The following is a 25,004-nucleotide window of genomic DNA, read 5'->3' on the forward strand; positions in this document are numbered from 1 at the left end:
CTGTCCAGCAACGTCACGGAGTTGCCTCTGTTCGGCTCGATTCCCTATCCGCTGGTGTTCGCCGCGGTGATCTGGTCAATCCTGGGCACCGGCGTTCTCGCGCTTATCGGCATCCGCCTGCCCGGAATTGAATTTTTCAACCAGCGGGTCGAAGCGGCCTATCGCAAGGAGCTCGTGCTCGGCGAGGATGATACGGCGCGTGCCAATGCGCCGACATTGAGCGTGCTGTTTAGAGACATTCGCAGGAATTACTTCCGGCTCTATCTGAACTTCATGTACTTCAATATCGGCCGGATCGTCTATCTCCAGACTGACGTCATCTTTCCTTATCTGCTGCTTGCGCCCACAATCATCGCGGGCAAGATCACCCTCGGCGCGATGAACCAGATCCTCAACGCGTTCACGCAAGTACGAACCTCGTTTCAGTATCTCGTCAACTCCTGGAGCACGATCGTCGAACTGATCTCGATCTATCAGCGGCTACGGAGCTTTGAGGCAAAGATCCATGGTGGGCCACTGCCGTCGATCGAGACACAAAAGGAGCGGCCTCATGATTGGCGTAGCTGCAGGAGTTGACGAAACCCGGCCCTTGAGCCGCTTGCCGCACACCCGATCCGACGCCCCCACACTGCGGTCATCGCGTCCTTGATCGTAGCCCCATATCCACGCTTGTGCTCTCGCGGTGTCTCGACCGGCCTCGGTCCAACTGTTGCGCGTGCCCGAATTGCTGGCACCGCATGCTTGCGATGCCAGCCGGCGTCGCGCATATCGCATCGAGGGTGCGCCTCTTTTCCGCCCGGGTGGCCGACCGGCAACGATCCCTTTCGGCCGACACACCTGCCGCCGCGCGCCCATGCTGACGCCACCGGACCAATTCGATGGCAGCCACCCAATCACCGGCGATAAGTTGTCCAGTAACAATCCGGATGAGGCAATGCGCCTCAGTTCGGCGTCTCCAAGGACGGTTCGGGAGCCGCAGCATGCGAAGCGTCTCCGAATTCCGCTCACCGCGTCTTTCGCAACATCGGCGTAAGTGGAGGTGAGCAACCGTGCTGTATCTCTCCAATAATCTTGAACCCGTGGCGTTGGTAAAAGGGAATGTTTTCAGGATTCGAACTTTCGAGGTAGGCAGCGAGGCCCTGCTCATCACAGCGTTGAAGAGCGTACTTCATCAGCAATGTGCCAAGCCCTTGTCCGGCCCAGTTCGGATCGACAGCGATCAGGGGCAAATACCAATGTGGCTCGGAGGGATGATGTTCGGCCATTCCCTGGCGCAGGTGTGCCATATGTTCGCTGATTTCCGGGCGCAGGGACAGCGCCATGATTGCGTCCAGCGCATCCTCATCCTGCTGCACGCCCGGAGGCAGCCACAGGGCCGCGGCGCGAGTCTCTCCCGTGACGTATGCTGTGCCATGCTCGAATGCTCGTCCGCCACAGGCCTTGATGAACTGAGCCATGCTGCCAAGATATTGCCCAGGGTCCGGCCAAGTCCAACGCATCAAAGGATCGGCGGCAAAGCCGAGGACAATCGTCCAGACGATTCTTGCCCGAATACTTGCGTTCGCCGAGGTGACGCCCGGCTCTCTTGTCATGATGCACCGCTTTTCGATCACAGAGTTGAAGGTTGGAGCACAGGACCGATACCTTGGACGTGAGCGGAATGGATGTGCCCCCGAACATTCATCGGATCCCTTTAGTTTCCGTCTCCCGCTCTCATCCTGCCTCAGAAGACCGCCTTCGACGGCCGCTTCGGACGGAGGTTCCTCGCTGGAGGCCCTGACCCTTGGGGCTGGATCTGGATCTGGCGAGGACTTGTGCTTTTCGCCATGAGAGCGTCATCTGGATCCAGCGCTTTCCGAAGGAAGGGTCCGTTTTATCGGCGTCGACAACTCTGCCAGCCTTCCGAAAGCAGCGAAAAGACGATTTGAGTTACAAGGTGATCTTGTTTCGCCAAATGTTGCGAGTTGCATTCGCTCGACGAGTCTAAGCACCGCAGTATAATTTGGAACCTGCCAACCCAGGTAGGTGCTTGGCATTCGCCCTAAGGATTGCCAACGACTTCCCCTTCGGCCTTGCCGCAGCGATCACCCGTGACGTCGCCCGCGCGCATCGAGTTGCCCCTTCGTCGGCCGGCGTCGTCTGGGTCAACGATCATCACCGGCTCGACCCCGCCTCGCCTTGGGGGGCCTCGGCTATTCCGCCACCGTCCGCGAATACGCACCGAAACCTTCGACAACCACTTCAACACTAAGAGCGTGATGATCGCCACGCACGAGCAGCCGTTCGACTGGTATCGCGACACGGCCAACCAGAAGCGGCTGAACAGTGTTGCTCCAGGTGCGAACTGCGTTTGCCACGCCCACAGGCTCCGGCGCAAACCGATGCGATTGTCCCCGAAGCGGCCCCACTGAGCGAAACCTCCGGGCCAAAACGTCAGCGCCTCACCTTTGGCTGCGATTCTTTTTCTGCTTTAGCATTGGCGCCGGCGCAGATACCGGGATGCGATCATCGGGCGAAGCCGAAGCCATTGGAGTATCCTCAGACTGTTCGCGTCCGACTTCGCGGCGCGGCCAGACAAAATCGTCGGCGCGACCGGCCGGTGCCGACAAGGGCTCACCTTTGACCAAGACACGCGCTGCTAGCGCATCCATTGCCATCGGCGCCCCTGGACCGCCGAGCAATTGATCGGCGCCGAAAGAGGGGGCCACCAAGGGAAGGATCGGTCCGGCGAGCGGGCGCAGGTCCGGTTGACCCGGCAGCGCATTGACGTCGGGCTTTGCCGGTTCCGTCGGCAGCGCGATCGGCGCGGAACGAGTAGCCAACAACCGGTTGATTTCGCGTTCGACATAATGCGCAAGCTTGCGGGCGCCGGGCTTGGTGAAATACACGCCATCGGAGGAGCGCAGCTGACGGATCTGGCCTTCGAAGTCGGGACCGCGCTGCATAAAATGGCCGGCTTCATCGACAAAGCTGTCCCAGACATCGACATAAGTGATGCCGGCCTTGCCGGCCGCCTCGCGATAGAGCGAATCCAGAAACAGGGTGTCGGCTGTTGCCTTAGGGCCACGTACCACCGGCAGGCCAACCCACAGCACCGGCACCCCCTTAGATTTGAGCACGCCGATCATCTGTTCGATCTTGTTTTTGTAGAGCTCGATCCAGCGTTTCTCGCGATACTCATAGAGGCCGTTCGGCGAGCGCGTGCTACTCTCCGGCTCGATAGCCGGCGCGTCGGCGGCGTCATTTGGCGACAATTCCGTATCGACCAGTCTGCCATCCGGCTTCGCGTCGACGTTCGTACCGCCCTCCGGCTTGACGCCCGGTTTGCCTCTGGCTTCCTTCTTGTCTGCGTTTTTGTCCGATGGCTTGATATCGGATTTCTCAGCCGGCGGCTCGCGCATCCCGACTCGGTCATCGAGTCCGAGCATGACGACGATGACGTCCGCTTTTTCGGTCGCGAGAATGCCTTTGGCAGCGGCGGCCCAATCGGCCGGATTGCCCTTCGGCTGATATTTGATAAGGCCTGAGACGGTCTTATGTCTGCGGATCACGCCCATGTCAGGCTGTTCGGCATAGGCGTCTTCAAGACCATAGGCGAGCCAGTCCGCCATGGCATCACCGAGCACAAGAACATGGCGCTCCGGTACAGTATCGCGCTTTCCGGCCGCGGGCGCCCTCGAAAAATCCTCGCGCGCGGGCGGCAAGGTTTGCCGCCGGTCCCAACGAGGCTGGGGAGCAGACGGCTCAAACATGTCGTTACCAAACCAGCCGCCGCCGAATCCGCCACCGCGTTGCGGCTGCGGCCGTTGCTGATATCCACCGAAATTGAAGAACTGCGCCGACGTCGGGCCGACAACGCCGACCACCATCCCCCCAGCGATCGTTAGCGCAATCAGGGGACCTCTGTCGGTAAAGATACGCAATTTTCTTAGTTTGTTTGACATGCTCTTGGACCGCACAAGACGAAGAACTGCCGCGACAGAGACTAGGGTTCAGACTCAATCGATCCAATAGGCGACGACGGCGGCGAGGTGGACGGCGGCCAAGAAGTTTCTAGCAAGTTCGTCGTAGCGAGTAGAGACACGCCTGAAATCCTTGAGCCGGCAGAAGCAGCGCTCGATAACGTTTGCGTCCTTTATAGGCGCGTTTGCTGAAGCTGTGGAGGGGCACCCTGTTGGACTTGTTCGGAATGACGAGTTTCGCGCCGCGATTGACGATTTCGGTGCGAAAGCCGTCGCCATCGTAGCCTTTGTCCCCAATGAGGGAAGACATGGGCGCCGCGAGTTTCAAAAGGGCCGGCCCTGCGGCAAGATCTGCGTCTTGTCCCGGAGTGAGATGAAATGCGCAAGGTTTGCAATCGGGGTCGCTCAGCGCGTGGATTTTCGTGCTCCGCCCGCCGCGTGAGCGGCCGACGGCCTGTTCATGCTCCCCCCTTTTCCGCCGCTCGCGGAGCGATGCGCTTTGATCGAGGTGGAGTCGATCGACAAAGTCAGGCCGTCCTTGCCGCAGCGGGCGAGCGCTTCAAAGATAGCCTGCCAATGTCCGCGCTTAGCCCAGCGATTGAACCGATTGTAGATTGTCGTGTAAGGGCCATAGTCGGGCGGGCAATCGCGCGAGCGTGCGCCGCACTGGAGCATGTGAACGATACCGCTGATGATGCGTCGATCGTCTTCGCGCGCCGGCGCGGTCTGGTTCATTGGCTGCTGCGGTCTATCTGAGCCCACTGCTTGTCGTTGAGCCAGAACAGTCCTTTGCGCATCGAAGCCCCCATGCCGAATCAACTTGGCAAGAGCGAATCAGAAGCAGTTAATTAGGTACAGACCCTAACAGAAGACAAGCGGCAGACGTTCGAAGAAGGCGGTCCGCATCAAGGGAGAGCGTCAAACTCGAATCCGTGAACGCAGGCACTCGTCTTGATCGACTGCTGGTCGGGCCATTCCATGGCCGCCTCATGCTGCTGATCGGCATCGGAATGTTTTTCATCTACATTGCCGGTACCGTGCTGAGCGTGATGCTGAAGACCAGGTTTGGACCCTCGCCCAGAATGCGGTGTTCATCTCCGCGACCTTCGTCGGCATGATCTGGGATCGTTGCGTACCGGGTTTCTCGGTGATCGCTATGGACGCCGCTTCGCGCCATGATCTTGCCCACCAGCCAGGCGCAGCGCTCGATCTGCGTCAGGTCCAAGTCGCATGCGCAGTGTTCGAAACCTATATACTTCCAGCCGTCGGCGATCGGGGCCGGTGCCGTTCGCCGATCCAGCACGACGTCCAGATAGTCGTCCTTGCACGGGCTCATGGCGGTGTCGCTCATGCTCGCTCCATCGGGCGACGGCGTTGCGTCCGATCTGACCGAGGGGAGCGGGCGCTCGCCTCCGCCTCCCGCGCGTTCAGCCCGGCGCACGCTGGCCTGCCCCCGCGGCGTCGCTGCGATAGCGGCTGGTCGAGGTCTGATAGTACTGCGCGCAGATGTCGGCCATGGCCTCGATCAACGCTCCCCACGGCGCGGGAAAGCATTCTTCCGCCATCAGGCGGTGCAGCATGCGCGTATGGCCGGCCAGCTCGTCCTTGAGGAACTCCATCACAGGCATAGCCGGATAGCGCTGCAGCAGCAGGATCGCCGCGTTGTCGGCCTCGCCCGCCGTCCTGTCCTTGTCGCGTCCATGCAGATCGTTCTGCAGACGCCCTATCGCGGAGATGAGCCGCAGGACCTGGCGAAATGCCGGACGCTCGCGCAAGGTCGCCATGTCCAACCCCCACAGCAATGACAGGCAACAGAACACATTCGCGTAGGCGATCGAATCGACGCCATTGTGCAGGTACTCGGCGTAGGACCAGCGTTCCGCCCCTGCCGCCTGCGCGGGTCCGTCGCGCAGCGCTGCGCAGTAGCGCCGGGTATCGTCGAGAAGCTGAGCATAGTCGCGACGATCGTAGGCGAGTGCGGCCAGCGAGGCGCGCAGCACCGCGCAGCCCTCGAATCCGGGGAGCGCGCACGGCAGGCCCTGCCCCAGCGCCTGCTCCACCGCGGCGAGCTGCTCCGGCGCGATCAGGCCAACGTCGTTGCAATCGTCGAGCCAGAACAGCAGCGCCAGTTCGCGATAGAACGCCACGATCAGCGTTTCGTCCTGCGGATCGCGGCCGGTGCGGGCGCTGGCGTCGCGCAGGCTCGGATGGATGCGCTGCAGGATGTACTGGCCGCCCCTGACTGCTTCCACGGCATGCTCATCGGCGAACCCGGTCAGGGAATGCCCCCACTCCAGCACCTGCTGCAGCGCGCGTTGGGTCTGGATCATGGCGCCGCTCCTGCTCCCTTGGCCAGGGCGCGCCGCCCCCAATGAAGTGCCAGCCACAACCCGGCGAGTTCAGCCACGCGCACGACCCGCGTGGGGCAATATAGTTCTTTGCCGATCCACAGCGGCGTCTGCGGCAATGGATGCGCCGCATGGCGGGCGAGCATCCACTCCAGCGCACGCGCCACCGCCTGCGCGATGCGCCGGCGCCCTGTCGGCTCTTCGTTCCCGTCCATCACGTGCAACGCGAACAGCGCATAGGCGGTTTCCTCGAATGTGGACGCGCGACCGGCGCCCCAGCCGCCGTCGTCGCGCTGCGCGCGCAGCAGCGCCGCCAGCGCGCGCTCGTCGCGCCACTGGGGGTTGCCTTGCGCCAGCGCAGCGATGGCATGCGCGGTGGGATACAGCCATGAAACGTGCCATTTTTCGTTGTCCCATACACCGTCCGGGTTGCGATTGGCTTCGACATAGGCGCTGGCGGCGGCGGTAGGCTTTCCAAACAGTCGCAACGCATGCAGGGCATGGATGTTGGTCGACATCGAGGCATTGCGCTCGCCGGGGAAGGTGACAAACAGCTCGCCGCTTTCGAATTGGCGCAACGCATCGACCGCCGTGTCGCGGCCTGCAAGGCGCAGGACACACAACGCAATGGCGGTGTCATCCGCATCGGCCGCGAAGTGCAAGGCCGGGCCGAGACCGCGCACGCTAAGGCGGGCATCGAGCTGCGCGACGATCACGCGCATCACCTCAGTGAGCGCGGGATGCGCGAACAACCCGGCCAGATGCAGGGTGTACAGCGACCAGCATGGTTCGAACACATTGATCGGCCAGACGTTGGGAACGACACCTTCGATGCCGCTGCGCGTCGCCTTCGATGCCGCCTTCAGATACGCGTCCGCGCGCCCGACCTGCGGCGTGCTCCCCTGTGTCAGGACGTGCGCACGCCACGCGGCGGTGGCCGCCGGACTGATGCCGATGCTGCCGTCGTCGTCCGGGCATGCGGTGGTCGGCGAGGTCCCCCAGGCTTCCCAGGAGTGCAGCAACGGATGGCCGCTCGGCAACGTCGCCACCGCCGCCAGCTTGACCAGGCACGCTTGCCGCAACGGCAACAGCGCCGGGTGGCGCGGAAACGCCACGCCGCCCAGCAAGGATGCGGCCTCGCCGCAAAATTGCGGCAAGATCAGCTCCGCGCCGATCGGCGCGTCTTCCGGCACCGCATGCGCGTAGGGATCGGGCTGGCGTTCGAGGAACCGGGTTGCAGCCTGGACCGCGTCGGCAGCGCCGGGAAGAGGATCGGCACGTTGCAATGCCAGCAACGCCGCCCACGTGGGCGCATGACGGAACAGCGGGAAGTCCGCGCTTCCCCATCCGCCATCGGCCTGTTGCTGCGAGATGAGCCACGCGTAGGCGTCCTGCCGACCGGTGACGTTGCCGTGGAATTGCAGAGCTCGCGCCGTGTCGTAGACGGACGGACCGACGCTGCCGCCGTCGCTCATCTCGCTCAGCAGGTGGCGCAATTCGGAAAGGATCTGTTCGGACTGCGCGTTCACGCGGGATGTTCCTTCTGCAGACGGTTGACGAGAACCAGGATCGGGCAGACGCCGCGCACGTCGCCGCAGGTCCGTCGCGGCCCGGCCGATGGGCAGCGCCGGACGGCCGCACTGCTCTGGCGCGGCGACGCGCCAACGACGCTGGCGCCGGTCCGCCGCATAGGCTTGGCCGCAGCGCGCCGCGGCCGTGCAGGGCAACCGCTGCGATGGGCGCCGCGGACTCGGACACGGTGCAGCATGCACCGCTACCGCCGGCTGATCGCAGCGGCACAAGGGCGACTCCATGCGCACGGGCGCGCTCATGCGCATGGCGCGTGCTTGAACAGGTGCGCGTTGGCCCGCTGCAGCATCTGCCCCAACCGTTCCGCACGCGGCCCCAGCGGGATGATGGCCTCTCCGGCGTCGCGCAACAGATCGAGCGCGAACTGGCGCGCAGCCTGCAGCCCCATGATCGACGCGCAGGTCGGCTTCTGCGCCGCCGCGTCCTTGCCGGGGGTCTTGCCCAGCGCCGCGGTATCCGCCGTCGCATCGAGAATGTCATCGACCACCTGCAACGCCAGGCCGAAACAGGCGCTGTAGCGATCGAGCGCACAGTACAGCGCAGCGTGCGCGGCATCCTCCGCGATGGCGCATAGCGCGCCCATGCGAACGGACGCGCGCACTAGCGCTCCGCTCTTCATCCGGTGCATCGCGACGATCCTGTCCAGCTCGACGTGCTTTCCGACCAGCGACAGATCGATGGCCTGCCCGCCTGCGGCACCCTCGGCGGACACCGCCTGCGCCAGTTCGCGCACGAGCGCGATAGGATTGTCGCCCGGCGCATCCAGGCTCGCCAGGGTCAGGAAGGCGTGCGCCTGCAGCGCGTCGCCGACCAGGATCGCGGTGGCTTCGCCGAACTTGACATGCACGGTCGGAAGGCCGCGGCGAAGCACGTCGTTGTCCATCGCGGGCAGGTCGTCGTGGACCAGGGTACAGGCGTGCATCATCTCGATCGCGGCGCCGACGTCGTCGAGCATGTGCGCCGGCGTGTCGGCCAGTGTGCCGGCAGCCAGACAGAGCAAGGCGCGGGTGCGCTTCCCGCCATGCAAGGTGGCGTAGCGCATTGCCGCGATCAGCTCGGTCTCACCCTTGTCTTCGACGCAGAGACGACGCGCGAGCGCTTGTTCGACCCGCTTTGCGCCGTCCTGCATCCAGATCTCAGGCATCAGCCTGCCGGAAGCGCCGCGCGCCTGCGCGCCCAATCCGCCGAGCGCGGAAACGCCAGTTCGGTCGTCGTTTAGCGTGGAACCGGTCTGCATGCTGTTCATGTCCTTGTACCTGACAGGAGACGGCCACAGCGGGCCGCCGCGGTGTTGCCGGCGTCGCTGCCTCGCCACACAGGCGCAAGCGATGCCAGCTCATGAGAATCCGATGCGGATTTTCATGGACGGATGTGCGGTCGGGTAATAACGCCGGCCTTTTTCGACGCCGCTCAGCAACCGCGGCCGCACCCCGGCCTTGTGCATGGTCAGCGCCAAAGCGATGCAGAACTGCACCAGTTCGAGCCACACCAAGTGGTAGCCGATGCAGACGTGTGGGCCGGTACCGAACTGCAGCATGTCCACCGGCCGGATCGGCTCCGTGCGTTGCAGCCACCGCGCCAGGCGGAACTGATCAGGCGCCTCGTGCAGCAGCGCCGAGGTCGAGAAATGCAGCAGCGGGATGCACAGATGGGTGCCCGCGGGAATGCGCCGTTGGCCGAGTTGCAATTCCTGCAGCGCCCGACGCGGCAGGAGCGTGGTCGTCGGATGCACGCGCAGCGTCTCGCGGAACAGGGCCTCAGCGACCGGACACTGCGCCAGGTCCGCGTGCCGGGTCGGCACCGCGCCCACGCGTTGCGCCTCCTCGACCAGGGCGTCCCACAGCACAGGCTGCCGCGCCAGCTCGATCACCATCCAGGCCATCGTCGAGGCGGTGGTGTCGTGACCGGCAAGCAGCAGCAAGCGGATATTGGCGACCAGGACGTCATCGGAGAGCGCATCGTCGCTGCGATCGAAGGCGCTTACCATGTCGTTGATCAACCCGGTGCGCGCGGCATGCGCGCGCGCGTCGCGGACGAACTGACGCAACTGCGCGTCGATCCAGTCGCGGGCGGCGCGGCCCCGCCGCAAGGGCAGCCCGGGCAGGTCGACCGGGGGCGCGACGATCAACTGCAGCAGTTGCCGGTACTTGCGATGCCATCCTGGCAAGTCCTGCGCGGGGATACCCATGAGGCTGAAGATGAGTTTGAGCATCAGGTCGCCGGTTTCGCGCAGGATGGTTACGTCGCCGCGGTCACGCCACGCCTGCACCCGCGCCCAGATGACGGGCGCGAACAGGTCGCCGATGCCGGCCTGAGTCAGCCCTTTGGGCAGGAACGCCGCCTTGATCGCATCGCGCGCCTGCCGGTGCGCGCCGCCGTCCTGGGCGACCAACGTTCCGCCAAGTAATTCGGGCGCGATCTCTTCGATCAGCACCGAGGACACGTCCTTGTGCCGGAGCAGCGCGAACGCGTCCGGATCCACGCAGGTCATCAGGTGTCCGGCAGGGCCGAAATCCAGCCAGAAGTGGCTGCCCAGCATCCGTTCCGCGCGCCGCAGCAGGCGCGGCAGGTCGCAGACGATGGCGGGAAGATGCCCGACCAGGGGGAAAGCGCCGGGCACGATCGGGATGTCGTACCGCAGCCGGTGCCGACGCGCCAGCGGGTTGAGCAGCATGTCCATCAGCAGCGCGGCGCCGCAGCCGCTTCGGCGGTGTTGCCGGCAGGCCGCGCGGCGCGGCTGTTGCCACCGTCGGCGTACGTCGGCACATGCGCCAGCATGCCGCCGTCAATGCACACGACCTGGCCGGTGATGAACGCAGCATCCTCGGAAAGCAGGAACGCCACCAGCGCGGCCACGTCCTCGGGACGGCCGACGCGCGGCAGGAGCTGATGCCGGCGCAGATGCCGTTGCATGCCCTCGTCCAGCTTGGCGAGGAGACGCTCGGTCATGATGAGACCCGGCGCAACCGCGTTGCAGCGGATCCGCGCATGACCGTACTGGGTGGCGAGCGAGGCCGACAGCATGTTCATCGCCGCCTTCGACGCGGCGTAGGACGTCTGCGCGGTGTCACCGCTGAGCCCCTGGCATGACGACATGTTGACGATCGCGCCACCGCCGCGGGCGATCATCGGTGGGATTGCCTGCCGGCAGCAGAGCAGGGTGCCGCGCAGATTGGTCGCCATGGTCTGGTCCCAGACCGCCAGATCCAGGTCGAGGATCGCGCGGTCGCGCGGGGTCAGATGCATGGCGCTCGCGTTGTTCACCAGCAGGTCGACCCCACCGAAGTGCCGCTCCGCCGTCTCGAACAGCGCTGCCACCGCCTGCGCATCGGCGATGTCCATCGCCAGGGCCAGCGCGTGGCCCGCTTCGGCCGCGATCTGCGCGGTGCAGGCGATGGCCGCCGCGCCGTCAATGTCGGCCACCACCACTCTGCCGCCCTCGCGCGCGATAGCGAGGGCGCATGCCTTGCCGATACCGGCGCCGGCGCCGGTTACCACGGCCACCTTGCCTTCAAACCGTCCCATCGTGTCCTCGTCGATTGCGTTGGTCTTTCGCGGCATGCCGCTCGGCCTCGGCCGGAGAAGGCGCAGGGTCGGCGGTGGCGCGCTCGTCATCGCCAGCGTCGCTTTCGATGACCCTAATGGCGGCGACCGGGCATTGGCTGGCCGCGAGCCGCACGGCGGCGTGCAGCGCCTGCGGGACCGTCGCCACGCACACTTCGGCCACGCCGTCCGGTTCGCGCTGGCGAAAGGTGCCCGGCAGCGTCAACACGCACTGCCCGGTGGTTCCGCACATATCCTGGTCGACCACGACGCGCATCTCAGTCCCCGTGCTCATGCAGCCGCACCGGCAACGCGCGGAACGTCCTAAGGAACGCGGAGGGCTCCCGGCTCGGCTGCTCGGCCAATGCCAGCGTGGGGAAGCGCGCCTGGATCCGCTGCAGGCTCTCGGCCAACTGCACCCGGGCCAGTTGCGCACCGAGGCAGAAGTGGATGCCGTGGCCGAAGCTCAGCATGATCTTCCCGTCGGTCGACATGCCAGGACTGGTGCCGTAGAACCGCGCGGGATCGAAGCGGTCGGGGTCGGCGAAGGCGTCCGGGTCGCGATTGCCGGCCGCGATCAGCACGCGCACGTCCGCGTTCTTCGGGATCACCACGCCGCCTAGTTCGATGTCGCGCTGGGCGATACGCGGAATGGAGCTGAACATGGCGGGCGCGTCGCAGCGCAGGACCTCTTCGACGAATGCCTTCACCCCCACGGCGTCTCCCTGCAGCCAGTGCCGCTGTTCGGGATACGCCAGCATCGCCAGGACCGCATGGTCGATGGTCGCGGCAGTGGTGGCGAAGCCGCCCAGCAGCATGCCCCACAGCATGCTGATCAACTCCGCATCCGACAGCGTGTCGGCATCGTCCTCGTGTGCGCCGACCAGCATCGACACGATGTCGTGGCGGGGATCGGTGCGCCTGCGCTCTATGAGGTCGCCGAAGTAGGCCTGCACCCTGGCGCTGGCCGCGTCCGCCGCGGCAAGCTGGGGATCGCTGGCGTGCGGGCTTAGGCCTTCCAGAATGGCGCCGATGCCGGCGGCGAGCCCGAACATGTCGTCTTGGGGCATGCCGAACAGTTCGGCGAAGATTAGCATGGGCAAGGCCAGCGCGAATTCCCGATGCAGGTCCACCGTCTCCCCGCGCTCCAGTGCGGGCGCCATGCCGTCCAGGCGCGCTGCGACGATGCGCGCGATGCTCGGCCGCAGGTCGTCGATCTGGCGCATGGTGAAATCGCGCGAGATCAGCCGGCGCAGACGCGTATGCGTCGGTGGGTCCTTCATCGCCAGCGTGGACGCCAGCAGATTGAGCGACAGGCTGGTCGCTGCACGCGGGAAATAGCGCGCCAGTTCGCCCGGCGCCGGTCCCCGAAACGCATCGCCCGTGGCCTTGAGCGCCCAGTAGATGTCGCCGTGGCGGCTCAACAGAAAGAGGCCCGACGCCGCGCGATGCACCGGATCGTGCTCGCGCAACCACCGCATGAACGGATACGGGTCGTGGATGCACGCTGGCGACGCCAGTTCGGCGAAGGCGTCCCGGCATGCTGCCGTGGTTTCTTGCACGTCCATCTTGGTTAACTGTTGGCTTGCTGATCGGAACGGCGCGCGCCAGGCGCGCCGGCAAATTGCGGAGAAGATCGCGATTCCCGGCGGTGTCCGCGCATCACCAGAGCACCGGCAACTCTTCGAACCCGCCAGTGATGATCTCCTTGCGCAACTTCAGTTCTTCCGGCGCCACGGCCAGGCGCAGCGCGGGAAAGTGCTGGAAGATCGAACCGAACACCACTTTGAGTTCCAGCCTGGCCAGCGCCATGCCGAGGCAGTAGTGCGGACCGTAGGAGAACGCCAGGTGCGGGTTTTCGGCGCGCCCGATATCGAAGATTTGCGGGTCGTCGAAATGGCGCGGATCGAACGACGTCGCAGGCAGTCCGACCAGCACCTTGCTCTCCGCGGGAATATGCACGCCCGCGATGGTCACGTCGGTCCTCGGATAGCGCATGATGCCGTCCCAGCCCACGCCCGCCGGGTACATGCGTAGGATTTCCTCCACCGCCGTGTCCACCAGGGATGGATCGCCGACCAGGCGTTCGCGCTGTTGCGGATGGCGGAACATGGCCAGCAGGCCGAATTCGATCTGCGCGACGGTGCTCTCGTGCCCCGCCACCAGCATGCCCGCGGCCAGACCGATCGCCTCTTCCTCGGTCGCCTTGCCCTGGTCGACCGCCGCGAGCAGGTCCGTCAGCAGGTTGTCGCCCGGATCCTGGCGCTTGTCCCGCATCTTGCTGCGAATGTAGGCGCGCAGTTCTTCCCAAGCCAGGCGCGACGCGCTGCGCGGGCCGCTTTCATGCTGGTGCGTCATTACCTCGTCGGACAGGCCGGCGAAAAACGCGTGATCCTCGTAGAGCACGCCCATCAGCGCGCTGATGACCATGGCGGGAAGCGGAAAGGAGAGGTGGCGCCGCAGGTCGGCGGGCTGGGGCTGGGCCGCCAGCGTCTCGAACAACTGCGCGGCGATCGCCTCGACCTGCTGCGCGAGCAGCTTCACCCTGCGGTCGTTGAAGGCTGGCGCCACGATCGTGCGCAACCGGGCATGCTCGCCCCCCTCGTGCGAGACCAGCCACCCCGGCGAACCGAGAATTACCGAATCCGGGGTGAATGCCGCCGGCGGCATTCCCGCGGGCCGGAACGCCGCGTCGGACAGCACCGCCTTGGCCTCGTCGTAGCCTGTCACCCACCAGCCTTCGTGCCCGGACGGGAAGCGCACGCGGTGGATCGGACCGTTGGCGCGTAGCGCCAACATCTTGGGCGAGGGCTCGATGTGATCGACGCGCCACATCGGCAGCGTCGGCAAGGGTTGTTCGGACATGGTGACACTTCAGTCTCTACGCGATGGAAGGGCGGAAGGTGACCGGCAGACGGTGCGGGCTTCACGTGCGCTTGCGTTCGCTTCTGTTCGTCGATGATGATGATCGGCGGGGACGGCGGCCGGAACCTAGGGCCTCAAAGTGGCTTTAGCCAACTACCGAATCTTGTAGTAGCGTCCTAAACTAAACGCTTGGTGGCGCAAAAAATATGCGGAAAACTCTGCCGCCACGCGCTGCAATACGGAAACCTATTTCCGATGCGTATCCGCCTATGTTGGTTGGCTACATGCGTGTCGTCGGACTCCGACGGCGAGAGCACGGACTTGCAGCGCGATGCGCTGCTCGCCGCCGGCATTGATCTGGTGACCTGCCTGGGGTTCGCCACGATGACGATGGCGTATTTCGCAAGGCTGATAGAGGGCCCGCGTTGATTCTCGATGCAAACGTTATCAAGGCGATCGTTGATCCTTCGGGCCCTTGGGAGCTCCTTTTCAAGAACAAGATCCCTTCTCGGCTCAACGAACTTCCATGCGAAAGGCGTGCTGAACTATAGCAACTACGTCGAAGAAGCAGCGGCGCTTGCACGACAACACCTTTCGGGCAATAAGCTCGCAAAGGAAGCAGGTCCGCCAGCCGTCCTGGCGGGCAATGACAGCCGCCGCAAAGAGCCCGGGCTGGCGCTATTTCGTCGTAACGCGTACCGGCAGTGAGCTGAGGGCCCGCAATCCACTGCTGTCGCGGTATACCGGCTCGCCCGTTATCTCGATTGATGCGACGCTCGCCGCCAAGGCGGCCAGAACGGCTTCGCCTTCGAGCCGCGCGACCATTTGCCCCACGCAGCCATGGATCCCGGTGCCGAAGCCGATATGGCCCGAGACGCGCCGGGTGATGTCGAACTGGTCGGGCTGCTCCCACCGCGTTTCGTCGCGATTTGCAGAACCAATCAGCAGCAATACTTTCTCGTGCTTACCGATCGGCACCCCTGCGATCTCGGTTTCATGCGGTGTGGTCCGAAAGACGTAAGGTGCGGCGGAATCATAGCGCAGGCTCTCATCGAACGCGCCGCGCGCCAGCGAAGGATTGGCGGCCAGAATGGCCCACTGCTCCGGATGACGGACCAAACTAAAGAGGGCCATGCCTGTTGCACTGATAGTCGTATCCAGTCCCGCCGAAAGAAAGGACCGGACGAGCAGAGGCGCTTCGTCATGGGTAATTTCGCCGCTATCGGCGGCCTCGTAGACCTGTGCGCCAAAACTGCCGGGAGCCAAGGCGTCCCGTTGGCATTTCGCGGCAACCCAAGGCAAAACCTCAGGTGCCTTGGCCATCAGAGTTCGGAAATAATCGTTCTCCGGCCCCATGCCGGCAAACACCATTGCGCCGTAGGTCAGAAAATTTTCGCGGCCCTCATTGTCGATGCCCAGGGCATCCGGAAATACAGTCACCGGAAATATTTCGGCAAGATCGCGGACGGCGTCGAATGATCTCTTTTCAATGAGTTCGTCGACCAGCGCGGCGGCCTTGGCCTTGAAACCGTTCTCGAGGCCCCGCATGGCACCCGGCGACATGATCCGAGCTAGCACCTTTCGGGTGCGTGTATGTAGCGGTGGGTCAGCTTCGAGGACGATGCTCGGCGGACGCCACGGCTTTTCCTTGAAATAATTGACGATGCCAGCACCACCGCCATTGCTGAAGTTCACATGGTCAGCAAAGACCGCCTTGATCTCCGCAAAACGCGGCACGGCGAAGATGCCGTATTTCTCGAGCCTGACGACGGGTGCCTTCGCACGAAGCTCGGCATAGGCCGGATAGGGGTCGATGCGAGTGTCCCAGTCGAACGGATCGAAATCGCTGCAGGCATACTCGCGTGCCGAAGTTGCCACTGTTTGCCTCCGTTTGGTCGCTTCTATTTAATTGACTATAGTCATTTATTGCAGAGGATGGCAAGCTAGGAATGGAGTGGCGTTTTTTGCTCGTGATAACAGCCATGTAGCTGCAGGACAGACCAGGACAGACCGGGCGGAGATTGGATGTCGGCCGAGAGATCAGGAAACTCCAAGGGGATGCGACGCTTTCAGAAGCGCGCACGCCAAGAAGCTGACAAGCGCGCGTTGCAGGCTCGAATCCTGGAAACAGCGCGAAAGGAGTTCGCGAGCGGCACACTCGAAACCGTTTCGATCCAGAAGATCGCCGATGCGCTCGGTTACTCGAAGGGTACGGTTCTCAAATACTTTCCGACCAAGATCCTGCTGCTGCTGGCAGTGAAGGAGAGGAATCTCGAGGAAATGGCGGATCGGCTCGACCAAGTCCGCGCGCTTCATTCCAGCGGTGAGGTCCGGCTGCGGCGTGTCATGGAGGCCTATATCGAGTATTGGGTGAACAACCCCGATCATTTTCGATCGCTCTATTCGATGGCCGGCACAGTCGAGGACAGGCGTTTTCCCGACGGGGTTTATTTCGGTGAAACTGAGATCGCACGAAAGGGCTACGGGCTATTTGTGACCTCGATGGCGGAGTATCTTTCCGAATTAGGGGTGGAGGCGACGCCAAGGCTGACGGAGCGCCTCGCGACCGCCCTGCTATCGGCGGCGCATGGGGTGATCTCGCTGCCACTGGGAACACCAACGATGAAATGGCCGGATACTCGTGGCAACGGACGATTGGTCCTCGACAGTCTCATCGACGCTTGGTCGGCGAAGATTAAAGCCGCTCGGCAGACCGAGACCTGGCCGAGAATTTCCATCGGTGATCTTCTTTAGTTCGGCAGCACCGGCTTGATGGCAGCCGATCTATCGTCGCAGCCAAGAAAAGGGGCTGTCGTGCGAAGGGATTCGCCACGCGTACCGAAACGAAGACGGACACCTACGCGTGAGAAGCGACGTTTACTGGCCGGCGAGCCATAATGTCCCGAAGTATCTGAAATATATCGGACAGTTCTTTAGGATCGCTGGGGGCGCCAAAACAGATGCGAATGGCGCCAGGATCCCCCTTTCCCACCGCTGAGGCGATGCGGGGGGGGGGACAAGTATGCCTCGTCCTGGCGCAGCGGCCGTAAACCGATCTGCGGACCACTCTTGCGGCAACTGCAACTATCCGTAGAAGGCTGAGAACTGAAGTTTGCGGCATTGGGAAAAAGTCTAGGAGCACCCCGTAACGTTCGTGCGCCTGACGCCGCCGCTCACGCAGAAGTTCTTCCAGCTTTCCGCTCTCAATCAACCGCACCACAGTCTCGCCTAACACCTGAGCAACAAACCAGGCACAGGCGTGCAGGAGGAGCTGAGTTTGAGCGATGTAGGCCGGCGGGACTGTCACTGTCCCGAGCCTGAAGGCTGGCGCACGGTATTTGGAGTAGGACGTGATTTAGAAGGAGAGGGCCGGCACCAATGAGGCGATCGGCACAGGACGCTCGGGGAAGAAAAAGCGGTAAACGTCATCCTCTATGATGGCGAGATCGAGCTCCTCGGCGAATTCACCGATGCGCCCCCGCGGTCAAGACTCAGCGTGCGAGCCGTGGGGCTCTGCAACGTCGGCAGGCAATAGAGCACTCGCGCTCGGGACGCCCGGCAGGCTTTTTCAGCGCCTCAGGGTCGATTCGGTCCTCATCCATGTCCACGGGCACCAAATTAAGGTGGCTGGCGCGGCGATGGCTTTGAAGCAGGGATAAGTGAAAGCACCCACCAAGACACTGTCGCCGGGTTTTGCCACGAAGCGCAGGGCGACATCGATCGCGTGCTGGGCGCCGTTGCACAGAATCAGCTGTGCCGGCGCGACCGTAAAGGCCTTGTCAGAGAGCGAGGCTGCGATGATTTCACGTCCCTGGGAAAGGCCAGCGTGAGGATGGTAGCCCAACAACAGTGCAAGATCAGGTTCGCGCACCACCTCGCCAAACAACGCGGACAGGACCTGCGTTTCGCTTCCGTGGCCGGGCACGCTCAGCGCTAAATTGACCGGTTCATGTCATGCCGTGGCCGCCTCGGCCTGCGCGGCGAATGACGCCGGACGAAGGTTCCCTGCCCGACATGTCCGCTGATACCGCGTTGTTCGGCCTTCTGATAGGCTTTGCTGACGGTGCCGACGGACAGGCCGAGCTCTCGTGCCAGGTCAAGGTGCGGCGGAAGGCAGTCGCCATCGGACAGCCGACCGTCAGCGATCTCCCGCTCCAGAGCACTGACCAGGGCGAGCTAGCGCGCCCCCTCGGACGCGAGTTTCCGCGGCCGGCGCGTATCTGCAGAAAGCCTGGCGCGGCAAACGGCCAGTACGTCATCACGCCGGAGATGAGCCCCGGCTTCGTGGAGGCACTCCCTGTCAGCAAATCCCACGGCATCGGTCCGGCGACTTGCGCCAAGATGAATGCTATCGGGCGGTACACTGCCTCGACGTCCGCAATCAGTCGCTCGACTCTGCAAGCCAATTTCGGCAAGGCCGGCGCGTAATACTACCGGATATCGAGGGGCATCGATCACCGCGAGGTCCGCGCGAACCGGATCCGGAAGTCGGTTGGTGCGGAGAATACGTCCTCAACCGATCTTTAGCGCTTTCGACGCAATGGCCACCGAGTTGGGCCCGCTGATCGAGAAGGTCTGGCGGCACTGGGAGGACAAGGACCGCGCGGGCCCGGAAAGTCACGCTGAAGGCTCAAGTCAACGATTTTGACATCATCACGCGCAGCAGGTCCATGCCGATCGCGAAGTCGAACCACAGCGAGCCCGAACACTTCTCGATCGCGCTGCTTCAAAACGAGATGCCTGCTCCAAAGCCGGTTCGGCTTCTCGGAGTATCGTTGTCCTCGCCCCACGGTGAGTGGCAGGTGAGCCGCAACTCGGCCTGGCCGATTTGAGAGGCGCAGTTTCGAGCAGGATTTCAGGAGGGGCGCAGGCGCAGGTCGTGTGCAGTGCGGCAGAGTTCATTAGTTCACATTCGTGAATCCCAAAATGGAAAGACTTGCGGTAGGATCGGGCTTTCCAAGGGGGCGCACCCATGTTTGAACAAGCTACAACCGCTCTATTGCGAGCGGTACTTGACGAGGTCTGCGAAAAGCTAGCCCGCGACGAGACGGGCGCTCGCACCCATGTGGCCTGCAAGATCCTCGAAACCGCAAAGACCGGCGAAACGACACCGGACGAGCTGCGGCAGATTGGCCGGAAAGCCCTGACACAAGCGCCGAGGATGTGGCGTTGATCAGGCGAGGTGCGCAGTGAATTTCCAGGTCACGGTCTTGAAGATCCTGGTGAGTTATCCGGATGGATTCGCCGTGATGGCGGACCTCAAGCGCGACATGGCCATCCTGGCGACCAGCGGCCCGGAATGGGCCGAGCGCACCAAGCGGATGGCAACGCGCGTACCCGAGCTCGACATTTTTTCGGACGGCCTCGTCGAGCGTCAAAACGGCGGCTGGAGGATTACTGTGAAGGGACGAGCCGTGCTCGAATCCATGGAGGCGCGCCGGACCGAACACGAACCGGTCGAGAAGGTGCCAGTCGAAACGGCCGGGCCACCAGTGCCATCCTTGCCGCTGCCGGCAGAGCGAGCGAAGCGCCGACGCGAACGGCGCCAGCGTCGCCGCGAAGCCCGCGAACGCATGCATCTTAAGTGGGCAGGGCGCGGCGGCAGCCCAACTCATTGACCAAAAAGTAGATAGCTCCTGTCGATGCCGCGCCGCCCCCGCGTCTCATGGGTCCAGCCGACAGCTCGGCGATAGCTGCCGATCGCCGCGGTCCGCTTGAGTGTCTTGACGACGACGGGCTGGTTCTCATCCGCGAAAGGGGAGACCCAAAGCGCATCCTCGGGACAATAAAGCTCGCAAAAGGAAGCATGTCGTCGTGACGGGCAATGACCGGAATTCCTTAGGTGCCGAGTTTGCCGTCCATCGCCTTCCACACGCTGTCGTAATCGGCGAATGCGAAGACGGTGCATGCCCGCGCTCGGCACCAGGGTTGCAGGATCGAGGACGGTTGGTTGAAGAACTCACGCCGCTGCGTACCTGGTCAGGAGTTCGGTGTCGGAGCCGAGCTGATTGGCCGGAAACAGCCTGATCTCCAGCCCGCCGCTCGTCGCTTCGCGGATCGGTCGATCGCCTCTTGGGCCCTGATATTCACGGGGTGGGTCGGATCCTGCCCGGTCGCAAACTTGTAAACGAACTCGGCTGCGGAAGCCGGACGAGTAAGAATCCCGCAGAGAGGTACGGCCGTGGCTGCCATCAATAGCGTACGGCGGCTCATCCTTCCGGGCTTCGAGACAATCATGTTTCCTCCTGATCCTGCGTTGACGTTGGTGCCGACAGCATCAGCCTGCGCTGGCGTGCAGCTTTCGCGTCTCTTGGTTCACCGCTCTCGACCGCCGGCATGTAGGCAAGAGTCATCGCTCGCCGCCGCAACATGCGACGGGTGTAGCTCCTCACAAGGACTTGGCTGGATTGGCGCTTAGCGCCGGTGCAAGCCACTGCTTGATCTGCCTTGCGACCTCTGCGGTAGAAATCCCGTAGCGGTCGTGCAGTGTCGGAAGTGCGCCAGCGTCAAGAAATTCGTCCGGCAATGCGATCTGGCGGAAACGCGGATGAACGCCTGAACGCATTAGAACCGCGGCAATTGCCTCGCCAAGGCCGCCAATCGACGTGTGGTTCTCGGCAACGACGACAAGACGGCCCGATTTGCCGGCTTCACGCAAGATCGTCTCAGTGTCGAGCGGCTTGATGGTTGGAACATGCAGCACCGCAGTGTCGATGCTGTCGCCCTTCAAGGTTTGCGCCGCCTCGAGCGCACGCATGGTCATGATGCCGGATGAGATGACCAGGGCGTCCTTCCCGTCACGAATCAGCTTGGCCCTGCCGAGCTCGAATTTGTAATCATATTCGTCCAGCACGAGCGGCACCTGGCCGCGCAGCAGGCGGGTGTAGACAGGCCCGTGATGGGCCGCGATGGCGGGCACCAGCTGCTCGATTTCGTGAGCATCGCAGGGATCGATGACCGTCATATTCGGCATCGCGCGAAACAGGGCGACATCTTCTGCGGCCTGATGGCTCGGGCCATAGCCCGAGGTCAGCCCCGGCAGCGCGCAGACGATCTTCACGTTGCGATCTTCCTCCGCGATCGTCTGGTGTATGAAGTCGTAAGCCCGTCGCGATGCGAACACGGCGTAAGTGGTCGCGAACGGCATGAAGCCTTCGGCGGCAAGGCCCGACGCAGCGCCGAACAGAAGCTGCTCGGCCATGCCCATCTGATAATAACGGTCCGGAAATTCCTTCGCGAAGATGTGCAGATCGGTGTATTTGCCCAGATCGGCCGTCATGCCGACAACCTCAGGGCGGCTGCGGGCGAGCTCGACGAGCGCATGTCCAAAGGGCGCCGGTTTCGTCTTCTGTCTTTCAGAAGCGATCGATGCGATCATGGCGGAGGTGGTCAGGCGCGGCTTGCGCGGCTGCGGTGCCGATCTGATGGTCCTCATGCCTGCCTCCCAGCTTCCAGCGCGGCAAGCGCGAGCTGCCATTCGTGCTGCTCGACGCGGATGAAATGATTCTTCTCGCGCTGCTCCAGGAAAGGAACGCCCTTCCCCATCAGAGTGTCGGCGACGATCATCCTCGGCTTGGGCTCGGGATGGGACTTGGCGGCGTCGAACGCGGTAAGTACGGCATCGAGATCGTTGCCGTCGATCCGCTGCACGAACCAGCCGAAGGCCTGAAGCTTGTCGACCAGCGGCTCGAAGGCCATAACCTGCGTGGAAGGACCATCCGCCTGCTGATTGTTGACGTCGACGATGCCGATCAGATTGTCGAGCTTGTAGTGGCCTGCCGACTGGATCGCTTCCCAGACGGAGCCTTCGTCGAGTTCGCCATCGGAAAACAACGTGTATACCTGTGCCTCGGATCTCTTGCGCTTGAGTCCTAGGCTCATGCCGAGGGCAATGCTCAGCCCAAGTCCGAGCGATCCGCCCGACATTTCCATTCCGGGCGTGTAGGAGGCCATGCCCGACATCGGCAGGCGGCTCTCGTCGCTGCCATAGGTTTCGAGTTCTTCCTCCGGGACAATTCCCGCCTCGATCAAAGCTGCGTAGAGTGCGATGGCATAATGTCCGTTGGAGAGCAGAAAGCGGTCCCGGCCCTCCCATGACGGGTCTTCAGGCCGGTAACGCATGGCGTGGAAATAGGCCACGGCGAGAACATCGGAGATGTCGAGCGCCTGCGCGATGTAACCCTGCCCCTGGACTTCGCCCATGCGCAGCGCATTGCGGCGGATGTTGTAGGCGCGGTCCGCTAGCTTGGGCGCGTTGATAAGCGCATTGGTGGGCGTTTCCATCGATCTGGACCTTATCTCGCTGGCTCAGTGGATAAGCATGCCGCCGTTGACGTCGATCACGGCACCCGTGACGTAGGCAGATAGGTCCGAGGCCAGGAAGGTGTAGATACCGGCGACATCTTCTGCCGTGCCGAGGCGATTGAGCGGAATGCCTTCCAGAATTTTCGCTCTCATTTCATCGTTCAGCTTGCCTGCCGTAATATCCGTGCCGATCAGGCCGGGCGTAACGCAGTTGACGCGAATCCCGTCAGGGCCGAACTCCCGCGCCATCGCCTTGGCGAGGCCAAGGACCCCTGCTTTCGCAGCCGAGTAGTGTGGCCCGCCAAAAATTCCACCACCGCGCTGGGCCGAGACGGACGACATGCACGCGATCGACCCGGACTTCCGTGCGCGCATATGCGGGATCAGCGCCTGGGACAGAAACAGGATACCCTTGAGATTGACGTCCTGAATTCGATTCCAATCGGCCGGCGAAATGTCCAGGAACTTGACGGGCTGGGTGATCCCGGCATTGTTGATCAGGATATCGATGCCTGCGAAGGTTTCGATCACACGGGTGACTGCCTGTTCGCAGAACGATTTGTCGGCGACGTTGCACGCCAGTCCAATGTGGGACTTTCCAAGCGATGCCGCAGCTTCCGCCGCGGCGCCCGCGTCGATATCCAGAATGGCCACCCGAGCGCCCTCGGCGGCGAACCGCCGGGCGGTTGCGAGCCCGATGCCCCGCGGCGAGGCCGCGCCCGAAATGATTGCCGTCTTACCGCTGAGCAGCATCAATTCCTCCCGCAAATTGTTCTTCCTTGCTGGATTTAGGAATGACCTGCGGAGGCCGGCCCTACAAACGCGCAGTTGTCACGGATCGATGAATCTGGTTCACTTATCGAATGCTCTCGAAGATCCCGATATCCTCAATTCGTGCCTTTGAAGCCGCAGCCCGGACCGGATCGTTTCGCGATGCGGCGAATGAGCTTCACCTGACGCCGAGCGCCGTCAGTCACGCGATTCGCAAGCTGGAGGCCACGCTTCGGACCGTTCTGTTCGAGCGCAGCGCGCGATCTGTGCGGCTCACGCCAGCCGGCGAAAATCTGATGCGTCACACCGGGGCGGCGTTCGATCAGCTCCGCCGCGGGCTTGAAGAAGTCGCCGCCCGCGGCCCACAACTGGTGCGCGTCCATTCCGCCCCAAGTTTTGCTGCGCAATGGCTGGCGCCACGGCTTGCGCAGTTTCTCGCTGCTTACCCGAAGCTCGAGGTTCGACTGGCCGCAAGCACGGATTATGCGCGCTTCAGCAACGATGATTTCGATATCGACATCGTCTACGGTCCGCCGCGCGCGGAAGGCGTCGAGATTGTTCCACTACCAGAGGAGACGGTCACGCCGCTCTGCTCTCCCTCGCTCGCAAAATCGATAAGGAAGGCCGCTGATCTCCTCGATCAGACGCTCATCCGCTCAGACGTGAAGCAGGTGCAGTGGCATCAATGGTTCGCTGCCAACGGATTGGAAGCCCCCGCGCTCCACGGCATGAGGTTCGATCGGAGCTTTCTTGCAATTGCGACCGCTGCGGAGGGATTGGGAGTGGCGTTGGAATCAACCCTCCTGGCCCAGCTTGAACTGGCCAATGGGCGATTGGTTGCCCCATTGGCGGGACGTGCGACCGATATCAGTTACGTCGGTCACCGTCTCATCTATCCGCGCGCCAGCCGACAAAGATCGGCCGTACGAGCGTTTGCAGACTGGCTGCTGGCTCAGCTCGACGGTGAAGACGCCCGCTCCTCGCAATGAACTGCAGGTCTGGCTGGAGCTTGGTTCAGGGCAAACCTCTGCTTGGCGCCGAACAGCAACCCTCGCCGCGGGGGCGTCCGCGCCTGCGGAGAACCTCAGATCATGCATTCTTCATTGGTCTGGTAGGGAGCTATCGCTGATGCTCGCCGATCCATCTGTACAAGGCGATCATCGATGTAGCGCCTGAGCGCCGCAGCCGCCTTCAACATATAGACACGCATTGAGATCACTTCCCGCACGTCACGGCTCGCGCGCGCCCGCAAACCCTTGCAAGAGGCGCTCGCCGCCAGCAGGCGCGAGGCCGATCGAAAGCCCGCGGATTCTGATCGCAGGAGGCGACGGCGAGCGCATCTTCTCCGCAAGCGATGCAACAGTGAAGCTCACTTTGCAGCTCGCGCCTCATCGAGCGGTCGGGACCCCGGAGGCCCTGGCAGAGCTGAGGGCCAGCAGGGTGCTTGGACCTCGATCCGGGACATGCGCTCGCCGAATTGATGCAGGCTTTCCTTCCGGACGTCCGCTGCTACGCGGCCGATGGATTTCACACTCTCGACGGGCTTCGAAACTGGATAGCCTCTCAACAACGAAGATGCTCAGCCCGTCGATTCAACGAGGCGATCTTCCACGGCCTCGGG

General features: G+C 63.3%; 24 protein-coding genes and 4 pseudogenes. 9 read left to right on the forward strand and 19 right to left on the reverse strand.

The genetic code is table 11. The features are described 5' to 3' along the window. Positions 1-576: SbmA/BacA-like family transporter (locus tag AC0L3C_RS26350; protein ID WP_473409352.1), on the forward strand; the 576-nt coding region annotated here is incomplete at its 5' end. Positions 577-1,004: 428 nt separating this feature from the next. On the opposite strand, the gene AC0L3C_RS26355 is transcribed toward AC0L3C_RS26350, so the two are convergent. Continuing rightward, positions 1,005-1,592 (reverse strand): GNAT family N-acetyltransferase, encoded by a 588-nt coding sequence (locus AC0L3C_RS26355; protein WP_473409353.1) that lies wholly within the window; start codon positions 1,590-1,592, stop codon positions 1,005-1,007. A gap of 437 nt (positions 1,593-2,029) precedes the next feature. On the opposite strand from AC0L3C_RS26355, the gene AC0L3C_RS26360 reads away from it, so the two are divergent. Continuing rightward, the gene (locus tag AC0L3C_RS26360) at positions 2,030-2,251 is read left to right on the forward strand and encodes an aldehyde dehydrogenase family protein (protein ID WP_473409355.1); all 222 of its coding nucleotides are present in this window, start codon (positions 2,030-2,032) and stop codon (positions 2,249-2,251) included. 190 nt (positions 2,252-2,441) lie between these two features. Here the strand turns inward: AC0L3C_RS26360 and AC0L3C_RS26365 are convergent, their stop codons facing one another. Together AC0L3C_RS26365 and AC0L3C_RS26370 are read right to left on the reverse strand one after the other, a co-directional pair. Beyond that, complete coding sequence (locus AC0L3C_RS26365) at positions 2,442-3,944, reverse strand: SGNH/GDSL hydrolase family protein (protein WP_473409356.1); 1,503 nt, start codon at positions 3,942-3,944, stop codon at positions 2,442-2,444. Between the two features lie 54 nt (positions 3,945-3,998). After that, positions 3,999-4,759: pseudogene (locus AC0L3C_RS26370) on the reverse strand (IS5 family transposase). Between the two features lie 135 nt (positions 4,760-4,894). On the opposite strand from AC0L3C_RS26370, the pseudogene AC0L3C_RS26375 reads away from it, so the two are divergent. Then, positions 4,895-5,132, forward strand: a pseudogene (locus tag AC0L3C_RS26375) (MFS transporter); the annotation flags it as partial. A gap of 4 nt (positions 5,133-5,136) precedes the next feature. On the opposite strand, the pseudogene AC0L3C_RS26380 reads toward AC0L3C_RS26375, so the two are convergent. From AC0L3C_RS26380 to AC0L3C_RS26420, 9 genes and pseudogenes are all read right to left on the reverse strand, one after another. Further along, positions 5,137-5,403: pseudogene (locus AC0L3C_RS26380) on the reverse strand (type 2 isopentenyl-diphosphate Delta-isomerase); the annotation flags it as partial. Next, positions 5,390-6,292 carry a terpene synthase family protein gene (locus AC0L3C_RS26385; protein ID WP_456766004.1) on the reverse strand — a complete coding sequence of 301 codons (903 nt, stop codon included), beginning with the start codon at positions 6,290-6,292 and terminating at the stop codon, positions 5,390-5,392. The pseudogene AC0L3C_RS26380 and the gene AC0L3C_RS26385, both read right to left, overlap by 14 nt. Further along, on the reverse strand, positions 6,289-7,839 hold the full coding sequence (locus tag AC0L3C_RS26390) for a hypothetical protein (RefSeq protein ID WP_473409357.1): 1,551 nt from the start codon (positions 7,837-7,839) through the stop codon (positions 6,289-6,291). Before AC0L3C_RS26390 ends, AC0L3C_RS26385 begins: the two co-directional genes overlap by 4 nt. Before the next feature lie 299 nt (positions 7,840-8,138). Further along, positions 8,139-9,137, reverse strand: a complete 999-nt coding sequence (locus AC0L3C_RS26395; RefSeq protein WP_473409402.1) for a polyprenyl synthetase family protein — start codon at positions 9,135-9,137, stop codon at positions 8,139-8,141. 99 nt (positions 9,138-9,236) lie between these two features. Next, positions 9,237-10,580, reverse strand: a complete 1,344-nt coding sequence (locus AC0L3C_RS26400) for a cytochrome P450 (protein WP_473409358.1) — start codon at positions 10,578-10,580, stop codon at positions 9,237-9,239. Continuing rightward, entirely contained in the window at positions 10,580-11,425 is an 846-nt protein-coding gene (locus tag AC0L3C_RS26405) for an SDR family oxidoreductase (RefSeq protein WP_438744284.1), read from the reverse strand. The genes AC0L3C_RS26400 and AC0L3C_RS26405 overlap by 1 nt, the downstream gene beginning before the upstream one ends. Next, a complete protein-coding gene (locus tag AC0L3C_RS26410; protein ID WP_231188988.1) occupies positions 11,412-11,720 on the reverse strand; it encodes a ferredoxin in 309 nt (102 codons plus the stop codon). Before AC0L3C_RS26410 ends, AC0L3C_RS26405 begins: the two co-directional genes overlap by 14 nt. Before the next feature lies 1 nt (position 11,721). Continuing rightward, positions 11,722-13,011 carry a cytochrome P450 gene (locus tag AC0L3C_RS26415; protein WP_456766007.1) on the reverse strand — a complete coding sequence of 430 codons (1,290 nt, stop codon included), beginning with the start codon at positions 13,009-13,011 and terminating at the stop codon, positions 11,722-11,724. A 94-nt stretch (positions 13,012-13,105) separates the two neighbouring features. Beyond that, positions 13,106-14,308 (reverse strand): cytochrome P450, encoded by a 1,203-nt coding sequence (locus tag AC0L3C_RS26420; RefSeq protein ID WP_317245096.1) that lies wholly within the window; start codon positions 14,306-14,308, stop codon positions 13,106-13,108. 288 nt (positions 14,309-14,596) lie between these two features. Between AC0L3C_RS26420 and AC0L3C_RS26425 the strand changes: the two genes are divergently transcribed. Then, positions 14,597-14,737: a hypothetical protein gene (locus tag AC0L3C_RS26425; protein ID WP_231189001.1), complete on the forward strand. Its 141-nt coding sequence runs from the start codon at positions 14,597-14,599 to the stop codon at positions 14,735-14,737. 249 nt (positions 14,738-14,986) lie between these two features. Here the strand turns inward: AC0L3C_RS26425 and AC0L3C_RS26430 are convergent, their stop codons facing one another. Then, complete coding sequence (locus AC0L3C_RS26430) at positions 14,987-16,186, reverse strand: cytochrome P450 (RefSeq protein WP_007600177.1); 1,200 nt, start codon at positions 16,184-16,186, stop codon at positions 14,987-14,989. Positions 16,187-16,333: 147 nt separating this feature from the next. Here AC0L3C_RS26430 and AC0L3C_RS26435 point away from each other — a divergent pair, with 147 nt between their 5' ends. Beyond that, the gene (locus tag AC0L3C_RS26435) at positions 16,334-17,062 is read left to right on the forward strand and encodes a TetR/AcrR family transcriptional regulator (RefSeq protein ID WP_007600176.1); all 729 of its coding nucleotides are present in this window, start codon (positions 16,334-16,336) and stop codon (positions 17,060-17,062) included. Positions 17,063-17,876: 814 nt separating this feature from the next. Here the strand turns inward: AC0L3C_RS26435 and AC0L3C_RS26440 are convergent. Both AC0L3C_RS26440 and AC0L3C_RS26445 read right to left on the reverse strand, forming a co-directional pair. Then, a complete protein-coding gene (locus tag AC0L3C_RS26440; RefSeq protein ID WP_473409359.1) occupies positions 17,877-18,233 on the reverse strand; it encodes an aminotransferase class I/II-fold pyridoxal phosphate-dependent enzyme in 357 nt (118 codons plus the stop codon). Between the two features lie 8 nt (positions 18,234-18,241). Next, a complete protein-coding gene (locus tag AC0L3C_RS26445; RefSeq protein ID WP_473409404.1) occupies positions 18,242-18,478 on the reverse strand; it encodes a GntR family transcriptional regulator in 237 nt (78 codons plus the stop codon). Between the two features lie 482 nt (positions 18,479-18,960). Between AC0L3C_RS26445 and AC0L3C_RS26450 the strand changes: the two genes are divergently transcribed. The 3 genes from AC0L3C_RS26450 to AC0L3C_RS26460 all read left to right on the forward strand — a co-directional run bounded on the left by AC0L3C_RS26450 (position 18,961) and on the right by AC0L3C_RS26460 (position 19,926). Continuing rightward, positions 18,961-19,140, forward strand: a complete 180-nt coding sequence (locus AC0L3C_RS26450) for a hypothetical protein (protein ID WP_456769713.1) — start codon at positions 18,961-18,963, stop codon at positions 19,138-19,140. Between the two features lie 140 nt (positions 19,141-19,280). Further along, the gene (locus AC0L3C_RS26455) at positions 19,281-19,481 is read left to right on the forward strand and encodes a hypothetical protein (protein ID WP_317245100.1); all 201 of its coding nucleotides are present in this window, start codon (positions 19,281-19,283) and stop codon (positions 19,479-19,481) included. A 16-nt stretch (positions 19,482-19,497) separates the two neighbouring features. Beyond that, positions 19,498-19,926 carry a hypothetical protein gene (locus AC0L3C_RS26460; protein ID WP_007600175.1) on the forward strand — a complete coding sequence of 143 codons (429 nt, stop codon included), beginning with the start codon at positions 19,498-19,500 and terminating at the stop codon, positions 19,924-19,926. A 226-nt stretch (positions 19,927-20,152) separates the two neighbouring features. On the opposite strand, the pseudogene AC0L3C_RS26465 reads toward AC0L3C_RS26460, so the two are convergent. From AC0L3C_RS26465 to AC0L3C_RS26480, 4 genes and pseudogenes are all read right to left on the reverse strand, one after another. Further along, positions 20,153-20,545 (reverse strand): annotated as a pseudogene (locus AC0L3C_RS26465) (TRAP transporter substrate-binding protein); the annotation flags it as partial. Between the two features lie 151 nt (positions 20,546-20,696). Further along, entirely contained in the window at positions 20,697-21,743 is a 1,047-nt protein-coding gene (locus AC0L3C_RS26470) for a transketolase family protein (RefSeq protein WP_456766011.1), read from the reverse strand. Next, positions 21,740-22,591: a transketolase gene (locus AC0L3C_RS26475; protein WP_473409360.1), complete on the reverse strand. Its 852-nt coding sequence runs from the start codon at positions 22,589-22,591 to the stop codon at positions 21,740-21,742. Before AC0L3C_RS26475 ends, AC0L3C_RS26470 begins: the two co-directional genes overlap by 4 nt. Before the next feature lie 24 nt (positions 22,592-22,615). Further along, on the reverse strand, positions 22,616-23,365 hold the full coding sequence (locus AC0L3C_RS26480; RefSeq protein WP_473409361.1) for an SDR family NAD(P)-dependent oxidoreductase: 750 nt from the start codon (positions 23,363-23,365) through the stop codon (positions 22,616-22,618). 110 nt (positions 23,366-23,475) lie between these two features. Between AC0L3C_RS26480 and AC0L3C_RS26485 the strand changes: the two genes are divergently transcribed. Then, positions 23,476-24,372 (forward strand): LysR substrate-binding domain-containing protein, encoded by an 897-nt coding sequence (locus AC0L3C_RS26485; protein WP_007600164.1) that lies wholly within the window; start codon positions 23,476-23,478, stop codon positions 24,370-24,372. The last annotated feature ends 632 nt before the right edge of the window (positions 24,373-25,004 follow it).

It is taken from the genome of Bradyrhizobium sp. WSM4872, assembly GCF_055811715.1.